Annotated in this window: 14 protein-coding genes; 8 read left to right on the top strand and 6 right to left on the bottom strand. The window is 62.1% G+C overall.

Annotation, left to right across the window (positions count from 1 at the left end):
• The first annotated feature begins 243 nt into the window (after positions 1 to 243).
• The 3 genes from QFZ88_RS07845 to fghA all read left to right on the top strand — a co-directional run bounded on the left by QFZ88_RS07845 (position 244) and on the right by fghA (position 2,742).
• Positions 244 to 1,371 (top strand): S-(hydroxymethyl)glutathione dehydrogenase/class III alcohol dehydrogenase, encoded by a 1,128-nt coding sequence (locus QFZ88_RS07845; RefSeq protein WP_024925685.1) that lies wholly within the window; start codon positions 244 to 246, stop codon positions 1,369 to 1,371.
• On the top strand, positions 1,371 to 1,826 hold the full coding sequence (locus QFZ88_RS07840) for a GNAT family N-acetyltransferase (protein ID WP_036254446.1): 456 nt from the start codon (positions 1,371 to 1,373) through the stop codon (positions 1,824 to 1,826). Before QFZ88_RS07845 ends, QFZ88_RS07840 begins: the two co-directional genes overlap by 1 nt.
• A 79-nt stretch (positions 1,827 to 1,905) precedes the next feature.
• Positions 1,906 to 2,742 carry an S-formylglutathione hydrolase gene (gene fghA / locus QFZ88_RS07835; protein WP_024925684.1) on the top strand — a complete coding sequence of 279 codons (837 nt, stop codon included), beginning with the start codon at positions 1,906 to 1,908 and terminating at the stop codon, positions 2,740 to 2,742.
• A 53-nt stretch (positions 2,743 to 2,795) separates the two neighbouring features.
• Here fghA and QFZ88_RS07830 read toward each other — a convergent pair whose 3' ends face one another.
• Positions 2,796 to 3,662 (bottom strand): hypothetical protein, encoded by an 867-nt coding sequence (locus QFZ88_RS07830; protein ID WP_024925683.1) that lies wholly within the window; start codon positions 3,660 to 3,662, stop codon positions 2,796 to 2,798.
• A gap of 122 nt (positions 3,663 to 3,784) precedes the next feature.
• On the bottom strand, positions 3,785 to 4,558 hold the full coding sequence (locus tag QFZ88_RS07825) for a gamma-glutamyl-gamma-aminobutyrate hydrolase family protein (protein WP_024925682.1): 774 nt from the start codon (positions 4,556 to 4,558) through the stop codon (positions 3,785 to 3,787).
• A 278-nt stretch (positions 4,559 to 4,836) separates the two neighbouring features.
• Between QFZ88_RS07825 and QFZ88_RS07820 the strand changes: the two genes are divergently transcribed.
• Positions 4,837 to 5,946 carry a TRAP transporter substrate-binding protein gene (locus tag QFZ88_RS07820; protein ID WP_024925681.1) on the top strand — a complete coding sequence of 370 codons (1,110 nt, stop codon included), beginning with the start codon at positions 4,837 to 4,839 and terminating at the stop codon, positions 5,944 to 5,946.
• Positions 5,947 to 6,022: 76 nt separating this feature from the next.
• Here QFZ88_RS07820 and QFZ88_RS07815 read toward each other — a convergent pair whose 3' ends face one another.
• The 3 genes from QFZ88_RS07815 to QFZ88_RS07805 all read right to left on the bottom strand — a co-directional run bounded on the left by QFZ88_RS07815 (position 6,023) and on the right by QFZ88_RS07805 (position 9,494).
• Positions 6,023 to 7,819, bottom strand: coding sequence for a TRAP transporter large permease (locus QFZ88_RS07815; protein ID WP_024925680.1), 1,797 nt, complete (start codon positions 7,817 to 7,819; stop codon positions 6,023 to 6,025).
• Positions 7,816 to 8,400 (bottom strand): TRAP transporter small permease subunit, encoded by a 585-nt coding sequence (locus QFZ88_RS07810; RefSeq protein ID WP_024925679.1) that lies wholly within the window; start codon positions 8,398 to 8,400, stop codon positions 7,816 to 7,818. The genes QFZ88_RS07815 and QFZ88_RS07810 overlap by 4 nt, the downstream gene beginning before the upstream one ends.
• A gap of 188 nt (positions 8,401 to 8,588) precedes the next feature.
• Positions 8,589 to 9,494: a branched-chain amino acid ABC transporter permease gene (locus QFZ88_RS07805; protein ID WP_024925678.1), complete on the bottom strand. Its 906-nt coding sequence runs from the start codon at positions 9,492 to 9,494 to the stop codon at positions 8,589 to 8,591.
• A gap of 97 nt (positions 9,495 to 9,591) precedes the next feature.
• Here QFZ88_RS07805 and QFZ88_RS07800 point away from each other — a divergent pair, with 97 nt between their 5' ends.
• Positions 9,592 to 10,200 (top strand): CGNR zinc finger domain-containing protein, encoded by a 609-nt coding sequence (locus tag QFZ88_RS07800; RefSeq protein WP_024925677.1) that lies wholly within the window; start codon positions 9,592 to 9,594, stop codon positions 10,198 to 10,200.
• 10 nt (positions 10,201 to 10,210) lie between these two features.
• Complete coding sequence (locus QFZ88_RS07795) at positions 10,211 to 10,741, top strand: hypothetical protein (protein ID WP_024925676.1); 531 nt, start codon at positions 10,211 to 10,213, stop codon at positions 10,739 to 10,741.
• An 8-nt stretch (positions 10,742 to 10,749) separates the two neighbouring features.
• Here the strand turns inward: QFZ88_RS07795 and QFZ88_RS07790 are convergent, their stop codons facing one another.
• A complete protein-coding gene (locus QFZ88_RS07790) occupies positions 10,750 to 11,427 on the bottom strand; it encodes a GntR family transcriptional regulator (RefSeq protein WP_024925675.1) in 678 nt (225 codons plus the stop codon).
• A 112-nt stretch (positions 11,428 to 11,539) separates the two neighbouring features.
• Here QFZ88_RS07790 and QFZ88_RS07785 point away from each other — a divergent pair, with 112 nt between their 5' ends.
• Both QFZ88_RS07785 and QFZ88_RS07780 read left to right on the top strand, forming a co-directional pair.
• Positions 11,540 to 12,727: an NAD(P)/FAD-dependent oxidoreductase gene (locus QFZ88_RS07785; RefSeq protein ID WP_244431131.1), complete on the top strand. Its 1,188-nt coding sequence runs from the start codon at positions 11,540 to 11,542 to the stop codon at positions 12,725 to 12,727.
• Positions 12,728 to 12,890: 163 nt separating this feature from the next.
• Positions 12,891 to 16,370, top strand: a complete 3,480-nt coding sequence (locus tag QFZ88_RS07780; protein ID WP_024925673.1) for an indolepyruvate ferredoxin oxidoreductase family protein — start codon at positions 12,891 to 12,893, stop codon at positions 16,368 to 16,370.
• The last annotated feature ends 62 nt before the right edge of the window (positions 16,371 to 16,432 follow it).

Genomic DNA, 16,432 nt, shown 5'->3' with positions numbered 1-16,432 from the left:
TCGTAGTACCCATCTGACGGTTGCCGACGGCATCGGCTTCCCCTACACCCTGACCTCTCCGGAAGACGCCGAATCCAAACAGGACTATCGAACGGTTCGTCGCTGATGCGATAGCTGCGACGTATCGCCGGGGTTACGGTGGCGCGGGTATTTTCCCGGTCAATCCGGGTAGGCGGCCTTGCCGTTCAATCGAAGCCCGCCGGGCAAGATGCCTGGCGATGGGATCAGTTGGGAGAGAAAACTATGAAAACACGCGCCGCTGTTGCCGTAGCCGCGGGCAAGCCGCTTGAAATCATGGAAGTGGACCTGGAAGGGCCGTGCGAAGGCGAAGTGCTGGTCGAAGTGAAGGCGACCGGTATCTGTCATACCGACGAGTTCACGCTGTCGGGCGCCGATCCGGAAGGCATCTTTCCGGCGATCCTGGGCCATGAGGGCGCTGGCGTCGTCGTCGACGTGGGCAAGGGGGTGACGAGCCTCAAGAAAGGCGACCACGTCATTCCGCTCTATACGCCCGAATGTCGTTCGTGCCCCTCCTGCCTGTCGCGCAAGACCAATCTGTGCACCGCGATCCGCGCCACCCAAGGGCAGGGCCTGATGCCGGACGGCACGTCGCGCTTCTCGATCGGCAAGGACAAGATCTTCCACTATATGGGCTGCTCGACGTTTTCGAACTTCACCGTGTTGCCCGAGATCGCGCTCGCCAAGGTCAATCCGAACGCGCCCTTCGACAAGATCTGCTACATCGGCTGCGGCGTGACCACCGGCATCGGCGCCGTCATCAACACCGCCAAGGTGGAAGAGGGGGCGACAGCAGTCGTCTTCGGTCTGGGCGGTATCGGTCTCAATGTCATCCAGGGCCTCCGCCTCGCCGGCGCCGACATGATCATCGGCGTCGATCTCAACAACGACAAGAAGGAATGGGGCGAGCGCTTCGGCATGACGCATTTCGTCAATCCGAAGGAAGTGGACGGCGACATCGTGCCTTACCTGGTCAACCTGACCAAGCGTGGCGCCGACCAGATCGGCGGCGCCGATTACACCTTCGACTGCACCGGCAATACCAAGGTGATGCGCCAGGCGCTGGAAGCGGCGCATCGCGGTTGGGGCAAGTCGGTGGTCATCGGTGTCGCGGGCGCGGGTCAGGAGATTTCCACGCGGCCGTTCCAACTGGTGACGGGGCGCACCTGGATGGGCACCGCCTTCGGCGGCGCGCGGGGCCGCACCGACGTGCCGAGGATCGTCGATTGGTACATGGACGGCAAGATCGAGATCGACCCGATGATCACGCACACGCTGAAGCTGGAAGAGATCAACAAGGGGTTCGACCTCATGCATGAGGGCAAGTCGATCCGGAGCGTCGTGGTGTATTGATGCCCGAGGTCGCGTTCGAGACGGACCTGCGGCGGCTGGACGAGTTTTCGGCACGCGACCTCTATACGATGCTGAAGATGCGCGTCGACGTGTTCGTGGTCGAGCAGAAATGCCCCTATCCGGAACTGGACGGCCGCGACGAAGACGCTTTGCACATACGCTTGCTCGCTGGAGACGACCTGCTGGCGAGCGGTCGCATTCACCTACCTTCCGACGAGGACGGCCCCGCTTACATCGGCCGGGTCGTCGTCTCGCCGAGGCATCGCGGCAAACGGCTCGGCGAACATTTGATGAGCGAGGCAATCGGCGCCTGCGAACGGCTTTACCCAGGCCGTTCCATCGCATTGTCAGCACAAAGCCATCTGCAGGGTTTCTATTCGACCTTCGGTTTCGTCGCCGTCTCGGATGAATATCTCGAGGACGGCATTCCCCATATCGACATGCAGCGGCCCTAGGGTTGGTGCAGTCGCGTCAGAAGCAGCCGACGGGAGTTTTTCGGCTGGCAAGACATCACTTGATTGGAAGGCAAGACGGATGAAGACCGTTTCCACGTCGAAGTCGCATGGCGGTGTCCAGGGCGTCTATTCGCATGCGTCCGAGGTCTGTGCCTGCGACATGACTTTTGCCGTTTTCGTTCCACCGCAGGCCAAGGACGGGCCGGTGCCGGTGTTGTGGTATTTGTCCGGCCTCACCTGTACCCATGCCAATGTCATGGACAAGGGCGAATACCGTAGGCTGGCGGCTGAACTTGGCCTGATGGTCGTGTGTCCGGACACCAGTCCGCGCGGCGATGGCGTGGCGGACGAAAAGGACAATTGGCAGTTCGGCCAGGGCGCTGGCTTCTACGTCGACGCCACGCAGGAGCCATACGCCAAAAACTATCGCATGTACTCCTACGTCACCGAGGAACTGCCAGCTCTCATCAGCGCAAATTTTCCGGCGGACATGTCGCGCCAGGGAATCTTCGGCCATTCGATGGGCGGCCACGGAGCGCTGACCGTTGCGCTGAAAAATCCCGGTCGCTTCAAAAGCTGCTCGGCTTTCGCGCCGATCGTGCAGCCGAGCACGGCCGGCTGGTCAAAGCCGGCGCTGGAAAAATACCTTGGTCCAGACAGTGCGGATTGGCGGGCTTATGACGCTACGTTGCTGATCGATGACGGAAACCGGTTCCCGGAATTTCTGGTCGACCAGGGCACGGCGGACGGCTTCCTCAATGAAGGCCTGCGGCCATGGCTTCTGGAAGAAGCCTGCGAAAAGGCGGGCATCGCGCTCAGCCTTCGTATGCAGGATGACTACGACCATTCCTACAATTTCATCTCGACTTTCATGGACGACCATCTGCGCTGGCATGCCCAAAGGCTGGCCGGTTAGGCGCCGCCAGGCATTCGCCGGCTTTTTCGCGGCTGACCGGGCGACGCGCCGTCCTAACGGACAGCGTCTTGAAGGAAGCTTTCCTCGAAAGCCTGGTCGATGATGGCGAGCTTGACCGCCTGCGCGTTCATGTATTCCTCGTAGAAGCCGCGCGAGACCCACATGACGGAACGGCCTCGTTGGCCGAGCCAGCCGATGCTGCCGAGATGCTCGGCATCGCGCAGCTTGCGTGCAAGGTGGGTGCGGGACAGGTTCAGCCACTTCGCGAAGTCGCCGAGCGATACGATGCCAGTCGGGATGCGGTCGATGTTGGCCTGGTCCGGATCGATGCTCGAGATCAGCCATTCCATGACGACGCCGCCATTATTGAGCCAGGTGAACAACGAAAAGGTCTGCTGCGGCTCACGCACGGGAGTAGACGTCAGTAGGCCGTCGGCGATTGGCGGATGCAACCGCGCGATCGCATCGGGATGCGCCGCGAAGGTTGCCAGCCTCGCGCCCTGATCCAAGCCGTCCAGGGTGGCCAGGTGCACCATCGCCCAGCCGGCCAGGACTTGCAGAGTTTCCTCGGTGGGCCGGAACGGGTGCGAGCGGCGGTCGGTCTTTTCCGGCAAATGCTCGACGTAGTTGTATTTGAGCATTTCCTTGATGAAGGCATCGGCCGTGTTGCGACTGGCAACCGCGTGTTGCTCGACCGCCTGCAGGAAACGGGCGGTCGTCAAGGCGTCGTGACGGGTATGCGGGTCTGCACGGAAATGCAGGGCGAGGCCGGCATGCGCCATCAGCCAACGCTGCTGCGTCGCAAAGACCGACGACAGGCGCGGCGACCCCTCATAGGCGGAGAGCAGTGCCGCCGCTTGGCCGCGGACACACCGATGCAAAGCCGGATGTTCGGCAATTTCCTGCGCGCTGAACGCCATCGGCTTCCCCTTCCCAATGCGTTCTTCATAACGAAACGCACAGCAAAAGGCGAAGAAAACCGAACGCTAAGGAGCGTTTACGGTGACCGGAGTTCAGAAGAAATCGAGTTTCGGTAACCTGCCTATTCGGCTGCAGCGCGCGATGCCGCCCTGGCTGCCGAATGCGCCCGCACGGCATCGCCAAAGGCCTTGAAGATGCGCTGCGAAACGCTGTCGGTTTGGACCCAATATTCCGGGTGCCATTGCACGCCGACGGCGAAGGCGCGCGAATCGCGCACTGAAACCGCCTCGACCGTGCCGTCAGTGGCGACCGCCTCTAGCTGAAGCTTCGGCCCCAGTCTCTCCACTGCCTGCCGGTGCACGGAGTTGACCATCAGGTCGCCCGCACCGAAGACACCGGCCAGGCACGAACCCGGCTTGATGCTGACGGTCTGGCGAATGGCGAAGCGTTCGTCCTGGTTGTCGGAAACAGGCGCCCGATGATCGAGCACGCCCTCGCGTTCCTGGATCTCCGTGGCAAGCGTACCACCCAGCGCGACATTCATCTCCTGGATGCCGCGGCAGATCGCCAGCAGCGGCACGCCGCGCTCGATCGCCTTGCGGATCAAGGGCAGGGTGGTTGCGTCGCGATCGGTATCGTAGGGGCCGTTGGCTTCGCTGGCGTCGCCGCCATAGAGCGAGGGATGCACATTGGACTTCGAGCCGGTCATCATGACGCCGTCGACCGAGGACAAGAGTTCATCGAGATCGAGCCGATCGCCGAAGGACGGCACCAGGACAGGAAAGACGCCCGCGCCGGCAATGGCGGCTTCCAGATATTGCCTGGGAGCGGCGTGCCAGGTGTAGTTGTCGAACTGGCGGACATCGGTCGAGACGGCGACGAGCGGCTGGTGCATTTTGGGATCGTGTTCCATTGGGTCCAAAGCTGGAATGCCCATAAAATAGGCGATACCGGCGCGTTTTTCCACGACAAGTTTGCGGCTTTGCCAAGGCAAGTGAGCCGGATTGCACTGTGACGTTAGACTATAGTTGCAGAGCCGGGAAAGCTGGCCTTCTGGCGGTCCGGCCTCGCTGGACTCGGGTTTTACGGCGTGTATTGTTTCGCGCCATTACCAGTACTTAGTACATTTCTCGAAACGCACTTTCAGCAATTGATCCACAAGGGAGGAACTTCATGGATCGTCGTTCGTTCATCCGCAAGGCTGGCGCAGCCGGGGCGGGAGCGGCAGCCGTCGCCACGACGCTTGCCACACCAGCCATCGCCCAGTCCAATCCGAAGATAACCTGGCGTCTGACCTCGTCGTTCCCGAAGTCGCTGGACACGATCTATGGCGGTGCCGAAGTCTTTGCAAAGATGCTTTCGGAAGCCACGGACGGCAACTTCACCATACAGGTGTTTGCGTCGGGCGAACTCGTTCCCGGTCTGCAGGCGGCGGACGCAACGGCGGCGGGGACGGTCGAAGCCAGTCACACCGTAGCGTATTATTACTGGGGCAAGAACCCGACCTGGGCGCTTGGCGCGGCGGTGCCGTTTTCGCTCAACGCGCGTGGCATGAACGCCTGGCACTATCATGGCGGCGGCATCGGCCTGTTCAATGAATTCCTTGGCAAGCAAGGGCTTTACGGCCTGCCCGGTGGCAATACCGGCGTGCAGATGGGCGGCTGGTTCCGCAAGGAAATCAACACCGTCGCCGATCTCAAGGGTCTCAAGATGCGCATCGGCGGTTTCGCCGGCAAGGTGATCGAGAAGCTTGGCGTGGTGCCGCAGCAGATCGCCGGCGGCGACATCTATCCGGCTCTGGAAAAGGGCACGATCGATGCGGCCGAGTGGGTCGGCCCCTATGACGACGAGAAGCTCGGGTTCCAGAAGGTCGCGCCTTATTACTACTATCCCGGTTGGTGGGAGGGCGGTCCGACCGTGCATCTGTTGTTCAACAAGGCGAAGTTCGAGGAACTGCCGGCAAATTACAAGTCGCTGGTGCACACGGCGGCCCAGGCGGCCGATGCCAACATGGTCCAGAAATACGACTACGTGAATCCGAAGGCGGTGAAATCGCTGGTGGCCGCAGGTGCCAAACTGCGTCCGTTCAGCCAGGAAATCATGCTGGCCTGCTTCGAAAAGGCCAATGAGGTCTATGCCGAGATGGAAGCCGGCAATGCCGACTTCAAGAAGATCTGGGAATCGATCAAGGCCTTCCGCAAGGAACACTATCTGTGGGCGCAGGTGGCCGAATACAATTACGACACCTTCATGATGCTGCAGCAGCGCGGCAGCAAGCTCTGATATCGGTTGCACCAGATGATAAAAAAACCCGGGACTTGTTCCCGGGTTTTTCATTGGGTCCGGCTAAGACCATGGCTCAGTTGAAGCTGGGCGGTTTCGAAAGATCCGTTGCCGGCGATGCGGGTGGGGTGGGTTGCGCCGGTTGATCTCCGCCGAAGTTCGGCGGTTGCGAGAGATCGGTTCCGAGGGCGGGCGGTTGCGCTGGCGCGGTGCCGTCGGCGCCTGGTGGTGACCCCAGCGGCGGCAGGCCCATGCCCGGCAATTCCGGCACCTTGATCTCGATTGTGCTCGGATCGACGGTGGGGCCCTTGTAGTGCATGACCATCTGCGGGAAGGCGATGGTCAGGCCGATCATCACCACCTGGATGCAGACGAATGGCACCGCCCCCCAATAGATCTGGCCGGTCGTCACCGGCGCGATCTGCCTGCCGGTGATGCGGTCGAGATAAGGCACGCGTGCCGCCACGGATCGCAGATAGAACAGCGCAAAACCGAAGGGTGGGTGCATGAAGGACGTCTGCATGTTGACGCCCAAAAGCACGCCGAACCAGATCAGATCGATGCCGAGTTTGTCGGCTGCCGGCGCCAGCAACGGCACGATGATGAAGGCCAGCTCGAAGAAGTCGAGGAAGAAGGCTAGGACGAAGACGAGGATGTTGACCGCGATGAGGAAGCCGAGTTCGCCGCCCGGCAGCGAGACCAGCAGGTGCTCGACCCACAAATGGCCGTTGACGCCATAGAAGGTGAGCGAGAAGACGCGTGCGCCGATCAGGATGAAGAGGACGAAGGACGACAATCTGGTGGTCGAGGCGAGTGCCTGTTTAATGACGTCCAGCGACAGCCGCCCTTTCAGGCCGGCCATCACGAGCGCACCAACCGCGCCCATGGCACCGCCTTCCGTCGGCGTGGCAATGCCGAGGAAGATGGTGCCGAGCACCAGGAAGATCAGCGCCAGCGGTGGGATCAGCACGATGATCACCTGCTGGGCCAGCCGCGACATCAGGTTGAAGTTGAGGGCGCGGTCGGCGAGCGCGAAGATGTAGATGACGATGACGCCGACGGTGGCGCCCAGAATGTCGGCATTGGCGCCTTGCGTGGGTGACAGATAGACATGCGCCACATAGGCGATCACCGCGGTTACCAGCAACGCGACGATCAACGAGGTCACGCCGTGCCCCAGCGTGCGCGCTTCGAGCGGCAGGGCCGGCATCGAGTCGCGCTTCCAGAACGACATGATCAGGATATAGCCCATGTAGAGGCCGGTCAGCACCAGGCCGGGGATGAGCGCGCCCTTGTACATGTCGCCGACGGAGCGGCCGAGCTGGTCGGCCAGAACGATCAACACCAGCGATGGTGGAATGATCTGCGCCAGCGTTCCGGATGCGGCGATGACACCGGAAGCGACGCGCCGGTCGTAGCCGTAGCGCAGCATGATCGGCAACGAGATCAGGCCCATGGCGATGACCGAGGCTGCAACCACGCCGGTGGTTGCCGCAAGCAGTGCGCCGACGAAGATCACCGCATAGGCGAGGCCGCCGCGGATGGGACCGAACAGCTGGCCGACGGTATCGAGCAGGTCTTCGGCCATGCCGGAGCGTTCGAGCACGATGCCCATGAAGGTGAAGAACGGGATGGCAAGCAACACGTCGTTCGACATCACCCGGTTGCCGTAGAAATTCTCCGGCAAGGCCCATAGCAATGGCCAGGACAGGTTGATCGACCCGCCGGAGAATGGCGCCAGTTCGACGCCGATGGCGAAGAAGGCGAGGCCGGTCGCTGCCAGCGAGAAGGCAACGGGGTACCCAACGAGCAGGAAGACGACCAGCGAAGCGAACATGATCGGCGCCATGTTCTGCGCGATGAATTCGATCACGAACGTACCTCGTCGGCCAGCGCCTTGCCTTCGAGTTCAGCCTGCTCGTGTACCGAAACAAAGGGGTTCGGATCGTCCATCTCGCCACGCATGATGGCGATCTTCTTGATGATCTCGGAAACACCCTGCAGCGCCAGCAGGAAGAACCCAACCAGCAGGATCGCCTTGGCCGGCCAGATGATGAGGCCGCCGGCATTGGTCGACACCTCGCCGGACCGGAAGGAGTGGAGGGTGTAAGGCACGAACATGTAGACCATCAGCAGCACGAACGGCATCAGGAAGAACAGGTGGCCGATCAGGTCGATCCAATGCTGCACGCGGCGTGACCACATGCCGTAGACGATGTCGATGCGGATATGTTCGTTTTGTTTCAGCGTGTAGGCGGCAGCCAGCATGAAGGCGGCACCGAACAGATACCACTGCAGCTCCAGCCAGGCGTTCGACGAGATGTTGAATACCTTCCGGATGATGGCGTTGCCGGCGCTCACCAGGATCGACACCAGGATCAGCCAGGACACCCATTTTCCGATGATTTCGTTGAGACGATCAACGCCCCGGGACAGAGCCAGAAGCCCTTCCATGAAATTCCCTCCCTCTTTTGCAGGACGCGCTGCTCCCCTTCGTCGCGCAACACCCGCTTGGACCAACGGTATGCCGCGTCTGGTCGACGGGTCAACACGAGGTCAGGCAGCTGCAACAGTGGGAGCGCGGCTCGCTCCAGCTTTCCCAAGGGTGCTGGGGACGCTCATGCAACGAAAGTTTAATGCGATCAGGCGGTTCGGTGGCTGTCGCGGCCGGCGCCGACCAGCACCAGGACGGCGACCAGGAACAGGAACATCCACGCGTCGCGCCACTCGATCGGGAAATAGCCGGTCCAGAGCGACTCGGCCAAGCCGAAGGCTGCGGCGCCCAAGGCTGCACGAGGCGGCGAGAGATAGCCGCCAACGGCCGTAGCGAAGAGAACCTTCAGGCCGTAGATCATTCCCGCGCTGAAACCGAGATTGCCATAATAGAGCGCCGCGAGCACGCCGGCGAGTGCGGCGCAGAGGCTGCCGCCAAGCACCGAAAGGCGAAAGACCCTGCGGACATTGGTTCCGCACATGGCCGCCGCGCGCGGGTCGTCGGAAACGGCCCGCCACTGCCGGCCGAAGCGCGAATAGGCGAGCGCGAAGGTGCCGATGAGCAGGACAAGGACGATCAGCGCGCAGTTCATGAGCTGAATGACGGTGAGCGTTGCTTTGAAACCATCCGCTTCGGCGAAGACGACGGGTTGGGCCAGCATCGGCTGCAACCAAAGGTCATGTGTGTTCGCGGCGATGCGGGAAAGCTCGGTCAGAACCAGGGCGACACCGAGCGTGGCAGCGGCGATCGTGTTGGGGGAACGGTTGGCAAGCGGTTCGAACAGCGAGCGCGCCAGCAAACGGCTGGCCAGCGCGGCATAGATGAACGTCACCACCGTGCCGAACAGGATGGTTGCCGGCAAGGTGAGCCACAGCACCTGGTAGCCGAAAACCGCGACCAGGATCATCGTTTGACCGCAGAAGGCGAACAAGGCGCCATAGGCGAGGTTGGTGCGGTGCAGGATGCCATTGGTCAAGGCATAGCCGAACGCCAGCAGGGCATAGAGCACGCCCGAATGCAGTCCGTTCAGAATCTGCTGAATGAAATAAAGCATGCCACGCCCGTTCGGTCGCCTATGACGCGGCGCCCGAACAAGGCTGCACATATCGAATCTAACTTGTCAAACTCGTTTTACAGGTTAGATTTGAAACATGACGATTTCATGGATCCCTCATCGTTTCGCCGGTGGCATTCTGGCTCTCGACACGGCCAACACCGTGGTTCTGCGTGGTGACCCGGAGCGTGGTTTCGATCGTTTCGAGAATCCGGCCGAGATCGCTCGTTTCGCCGATGCGGCCAGCACCTTTCGTGCAGATGAACTGGGCGGGCGTCGATTGGAGGCAAGCGAACCGGGACGGATCGCACCGGCGGTGCTGGACATTCGCGAGGCGACCGACCGGCTGTTTCGCGACGCGGTTCTGGAAGGCGCGGTCAACGCTGCCTATCTGGCGGGTTTTCTCAAGGCCTGTGCCAAGGGGCTTGCCGGCAGCGACGCCAGGATTGGCGGTCTTGAACAACCGTTCGGCAACCCGGCCACGCCGCTTGCCTTCGAGGCGGCGCTCGCCGTTTCGGCGTTGTCGTTGCTCGGCACGGAGACGGCCCGCCGTCTCAGGATATGCGCCAACTGCCGCTGGCTGTTTGTCGACCGCAGCCGCAACTCCAGCCGGCTGTGGTGCGACATGGCGGTCTGCGGCAACCGGCGCAAGGCCAGCCGTCACTATCATCGTCGCAAGACGGCTCTGGGGGCAGATCATGTCTAGGAACGCGAAGATGGCCGGATGGTCCGGGCCGAAGCTGGGGGCGATGGGGCTGGCGCTGCTGTCCACGATTGCACTCGGCGCCTGCCGCCAATCCGAGGATGGCAAGTACTTCGAGGTTTCCGGACGCCTGTTTGAATTCAACTATCGGCTGGCGCGCGCAACCTATGTCGTCACGCTCAACCCGATGCGGCCCATGGAAGACGGACAGGTGGCGGTCGTGACCTTCGAGAACCCGGCTGGCGGGGCGCCGTTTGTCGTGGACCAGCCGATCTGGCCGAAAATGCAGCATGTGACGCTGACCAGCCCGGCGCTGACATGCGTGGTGAAGGATCGCCCCTATGCGGTTTCCATTCGCATCCAGGATGCGACGGGCAAACTGCTGCAGACGCTGCAGACGACGCTGATCTCCGACGAGGACCAGAGTGTGCTGCCTGACCGGCCGTTGGTTCTAGGTTCGGTCTATGAACTCAATCCGGAGCTGGCGGATCATCCGGATGGGCGATTGCCCGGCGAGCCGAAGCCCAACTGCCCCAAGGCTTGAAACCGGACCTAGCGTTCGCGCGACGCCATGTAGTTTAGCAGGGCCTTGCTGGCATCGCGGAAATGCCCGGTCAGATGGCCGACCGCGGCCACCCGGTCGCCTTGCATGCATGCGAGGAGCATGGCGCGATGTTCGTCCTGCGAGCGCTCACGGTAGTCGAGGTTGGACAGCACGATGCGCACATAGCGATCCGAGGCGGTGTGCTGCGCTTCGATCAAGTCGAGCAAGCGCCGGTTGCCGCAATCGCGATAGAGGGCCAGATGGAATTCGCGGTTGAGCTGTCCCCAACGGCCGACGTCGTTTTCGCGGTCGAGCTGCTCTAGCACTTCGGCGGCGAGGCGCAGGCTGTCGGGATTCTGCTTTTGTATCGAAAGCCTTAGCGCTTCGGCTTCGAGCAGCTCACGCAGCGCATAAAGCTCGCTAATGTCGGTGGCATTCATCGCCGCCACCACGGCACCGCGTGTCGGGTGGATGGCGACAAGACCTTCGGCTTCGAGATAGCGCAGAGCGTCGCGCACCGGCATTCGGCTGACGCCGAAATTCTTGGCCAGTTCGTCCTGCCTGAGCATGGCACCCGGCGCCAGCGTGCCGGTGGCGATCGCCTCCCGCAGGATCGCCGTTACGCCGTCGGCCGCCGTTTGCGGCCTGACGCTTCTGCCTTCCGCGATCTTGGCCAGCCTGTCCATGTGCCCATCCAGATTGTGAAACACGTCGTGCAGCAAAGCTCCTTGAACGTCAAATCGAATATGTATACTCGTATACGAGAATACAATAGGGGAGGGAAGAATGGAAAAACGAATGACGGAAGCGGTCGTCATCGGCGGCGGCATCGCGGGATGCACGCTGGCCTACGAACTGGCCTCGCGGGGTGTGGGGGTGACCGTGATCGAACAGAGCCTCATCGCGGCCGAATCGTCAGGGCGAAACACGGGGACACTGCTGTCCGGTCCTCAGCGCGCCGTGGTGGAGATGCTCGACAAAAGCGTCGAAGTGTATGGCGAACTTGCCGATGGTCCCGTTCCCTTCGAGTTCGCACGGATCGGCCACCTGCTCATTTCCGAGGACGACGCCAGTTTGGAGGAAGCAGCCACGGTCGCGGATCGTTATCGCGAAGCCGGCGTAGGCATGGAGAAAGTCAGCGGGGGCGAACTCGCGCGGGACCATCCGCGGCTCGGCTTCAACGTTGCCGGCGGCTACTTCGTCGAACGGGCATGGACGCTGGAACCGATGGGCGCCACCCACGCCTTTGCCCATGTCGCGCGTTTGGCAGGAGCCCATTTCAGAACCGGTCTCAGGGTCGCGCAGATCGCCTCGCGTGGCGGCAAGATCGCTGGTGTGCTGACGGATGACGGTATCATTGCCGCCGACATGGTGTTCATCGCCAACGGTCTGTGGATGTCGGACATGTTGCGCCGTACCGTGGGTGACGGGCCATTGCCCGGCTTGCCGTTCACTGCCGGGCGCGGTTGGCTGATCCAGCTGGGCAAGCTGGACTTCGAACTGCCTTGGATCGTCGAGGAATTGACCTGGCCCGACCAGGACGAACTCGGCCGCCGTATGTCCTTGGCGGGCCTCGCGGACGTCGCGGCCCAGAACGACGACAGGGCCGGGGTCGAGGCTATCTGCCTCAATCCGATGATGGGCGGCGATGCGCGCCTTGGTGCCTCCGTGCAGCCGGCTTTCCGCGATCTCTTGCGCAACACCGATATGCCGAGCCGCATCGCCGCGCGGGCGCTGCGCATGATTTCCGGGCTCGGTTCACCAGCCGTGAAGAACGTCTATCCCGGCAACCGGCCGATGCTGTCGGACGGCCTGCCGGTCGCCGGCCGGACAGCGGTCGAAGGCCTTTTCGTGCATGGCGGCATGGGTTCGATCGGCATGCACGCGGCGCCGGCGACGGCTCGCTGGCTGGTCGACGCGGTGCTGTCGGGAGACGGAAATCCGCTCCAGACATGGTTGCGGCCACAACGTTTCGCCGGATGGTAGACACTGAGGCCGCTCGACTACACAGATCAAAAAGCAGAGCCTGCGGCTGGAACGGCTCGCCACAAATCCAGCCGAATTGAATTGACGTTTGCGGATCGTGGCAGGAAGACTGCTTCCATTCCAGTCGCTGTAGCGAATCCCAACGGCTTCGCGCGGAGGTATCATGACGCTGCACGACGTTGCGCTCGACGACAAATTCGATCTCACCAAGGAACGGGTTTTCCTTTCCGGGGCGCAAGCCGTGGTGCGCATGCTCTTGATGCAGCGCGAGCGTGACCGTCAGGCTGGGCTTAAGACAGCTGGTTTTGTTTCCGGCTATCGCGGCTCGCCGCTCGGCGGGCTCGACCAGCAGCTGTGGCGGGCAAAAGCACAGCTTTCGGCCGCGGATGTCGTCTTCCAGCCTGGGCTCAATGAAGAGCTTGCCGCAACCGCGTGCTGGGGATCGCAGCAGGCCGAATTGCTGGGCGAAGGCAAGTATGATGGCGTCTTCTCAGTCTGGTATGGCAAGGGGCCGGGCGTCGACCGTTCGGGTGACGTTTTCCGCCACGCCAATCTTGCCGGCTCTTCCAGACATGGCGGTGTGCTTGCCCTGATGGGCGACGACCACAATGCGGAATCATCCACCAACGCGCATGCCACGGAATTCGCATTCGTCGACGCGATGATCCCGGTTCTCAATCCTGCAGGCGTGCAGGAGCTGATCGACTACAGCCTGCTCGGCTTTGCCATGTCGCGTTTCTCCGGAACCTGGACCGCGATCAAATGCGTGAAGGACAATATCGAATCGACCGCTTCGGTCGATGCCTCGCTTGGTCGTCTCAATATCGTTCTGCCCGATTTCGACATGCCTCCCGGCGGTCTCAACATCCGAAACGAGCTTGACCAGCTTGGGCAGGAAGCACGCCTGCACGAGGCCAAGCGTGCCGCCATGGCGGCTTTCATCCGCGAGAACGGATTGAACCGCATCGTCTATTCCGGCGGTCGCAAGGCAAAGCTTGGTATTGTCACCGTCGGCAAGAGCTATCTCGATGTACGCCAGGCGCTCGAGGATATCGGCATCGACGAGGCGACGGCCAATCGCCTCGGTATCCGCCTGTTCAAGGTCGGCTGTCCTTGGCCGCTCGATCTCCAGCACGTCGTGGAATTCGCGCGGGGGCTGGAGACAGTGGTGGTGGTGGAGGAGAAGCGCTCGCTGATCGAAGTTCAGCTGCGCGAAAATCTCTACGGCACGGCCAACCAACCCGTCATCGTGGGCAAGAAGGATGAGCGCGGCGACTGGCTGTTTCCGGCCAAGGGCGCGCTCGACCCGAACGAGATCGCGATCGCGCTTGGCGAACGGATCATCAAGACCATCGGCCCGTCGGACGAAATCACCCAGCGCGTCTCGAAGCTCAAGCAATTCCAGGCGATGCTGGCCGACACCAAGGACATTGGCTCGCGCACGCCTTTTTTCTGCTCAGGCTGCCCGCACAATTCCTCCACCAAGGTGCCGGATGGTTCCATCGCCGCGGCGGGGATCGGTTGCCATTTCATGGCATTGTGGATGGACCGCTCCACGGTCGGTTTCACCGCGATGGGCGGGGAGGGCGCTCAATGGGTAGGACAGGCACCGTTCTCCAAGCGCGACCATATTTTCCAGAATCTGGGCGACGGCACCTATAACCATTCCGGCACGCTGGCGCTGCGCTTCGCGCTGTCTTCGGGCTCCAACATCACCTACAAGATCCTCTACAACGATGCCGTGGCCATGACCGGCGGTCAACCGCATGAGGGTGGCCTGACCGTCGACATGATCGCCCGCCAGGTGCGTGCCGAAGGTGTCGACCGCATCGCCGTCGTCACCGACGAGCCGGAAAAATATGCCGGCAGGGCGGAGTTTCCCGTTGGTGTCACCATCAATCATCGTGACGACCTCGACCGCGTCCAGCGCGAGCTGCGGGAAGTCAAAGGCGTGTCGGTGTTGCTCTACGATCAAACCTGCGCGGCCGAGAAACGCCGGCGTCGCAAACGCGGCACCTTTCCCGATCCCGACAAGCGGGTCTTCATCAATGAACTGGTCTGCGAGGGATGCGGCGATTGCGGCGTGCAGTCCAATTGTGTTTCGATCCAGCCCGTCGAGACCGAATTTGGCCGCAAGCGCAGGATCGATCAGTCATCCTGCAATAAGGATTTTTCCTGCGTCAATGGTTTTTGCCCCTCCTTCGTGACGGTGCATGGCGCCAAGATCAGAAAGGCCGTCGGCGTTGCCGGCAAAGCGGATCCGCTGGCGGGCTTGCCAGAGCCGGAGCAGTTTCCGCTCAATAAGGACGGATGGGCGGCGATTATCGATGGGGTTGGTGGCACCGGAGTGGTCACCGTCGGCGCGATACTCGGTATGGCCGCGCACCTGGAGGGCAAGGGGTGCGGCATGATCGACATGGCCGGTCTCGCGCAGAAGGGCGGTTCGGTATTCACCCATGTCCGTGTTGCGCGATCGCCCGACGAGATCCACGCCATTCGCGTCTCGGCCGGCAAGGCCGACCTCGTGCTCGGCTGCGACCTCGTCGTTTCCGGCGCCAAGAAGGTGCTGGGGGCAGTGCGCGAGGGGCATACCATCTTTGTCGCCAATACCGCGGAGATCATGCCCGGTGAATTCGCGCGGTCGGCGGATTTTTCATTGCCGACTGAGCGCTTGAAGAAAGCAATCCGCCAAGCCGCAGGTGACGGCCATGCACATTTCTTCGACGCCACCCGCGCAGCCACCGCGCTGTTCGGCAATTCGTTAGGCGCCAACATGTTCATGCTGGGTTTTGCGTTCCAGCATGGTGGCTTGCCGCTGTCGGCGGAAGCCGTTGAGAAGGCGATCGAACTGAACGGCGAAGCAGTGGCGATGAATATTGCCGCCTTCCGTTGGGGACGCCGCGCGGCGCACGAACCGGAATTCGTGCGCGGTCAGGTAGACCGCCAGGCCAAGGGTGGCCAGCCGACTGAAAAAGCCGAGACGCTCGACGAAGTCATCGCGCGGCGTGTCGCGTTCCTCACGGCCTATCAGAACGCGGCCTATGCCGAGCGGTACTCCAGGCGCATCGCCGCGCTGCGCACCGCCGAGGAGAAAGCAATCCCGGGCTCAAAGACCGTCACCGAGATGGCGGCGCGGAACCTGTTCAAGCTGATGGCGATCAAGGACGAATACGAGGTTGCGCGCCTTTATACGGACGGTTCCTTCACACGGGCGCTCGCGCAGCAGTTCGAGAGCTACGGCAAGCTCGAATTCCATCTCGCGCCGCCGATCCTCGGCAGCCGCGATGCCGACGGCAAGGCGCGCAAGTCGAGTTTTGGCCCGTGGATGATGAAAGGCTTTGGTGTGCTTGCAGCACTCAAGGGGCTGCGTGGCACGATTTTTGACATCTTTGGCTATGCGACCGAGCGCCGACAGGAGCGGCAACTGCTTGCCGAATATGAACGCGATCTCGATCTGATTGCCCGCTCGCTGACCCCGGCTCGCATCGAAGCCGCCGCGGCCCTTGCCTCAGTGCCGGCGATGGTGCGCGGTTATGGCCACGTCAAGCATGCGGCGATGGAGAAAGCTGCGGGCGAGCGATTGCGGCTTCTGGAGCGATTGGAGGGCGCTCAGACAGGCGCACAATTGCAAGCCGCCGAGTGAAGTCTATAATCCTTGTGGCCGCGTGTTCGGCATCTGTCGTGTGCGCAGCTGTGATGCAGTAG

It is taken from the genome of Mesorhizobium sp. YL-MeA3-2017 (genome assembly GCF_030814575.1).
Lineage (GTDB): Bacteria > Pseudomonadota > Alphaproteobacteria > Rhizobiales > Rhizobiaceae > Mesorhizobium > Mesorhizobium terrae.
This window is presented reverse-complemented; position numbering and strand designations above follow the sequence as displayed.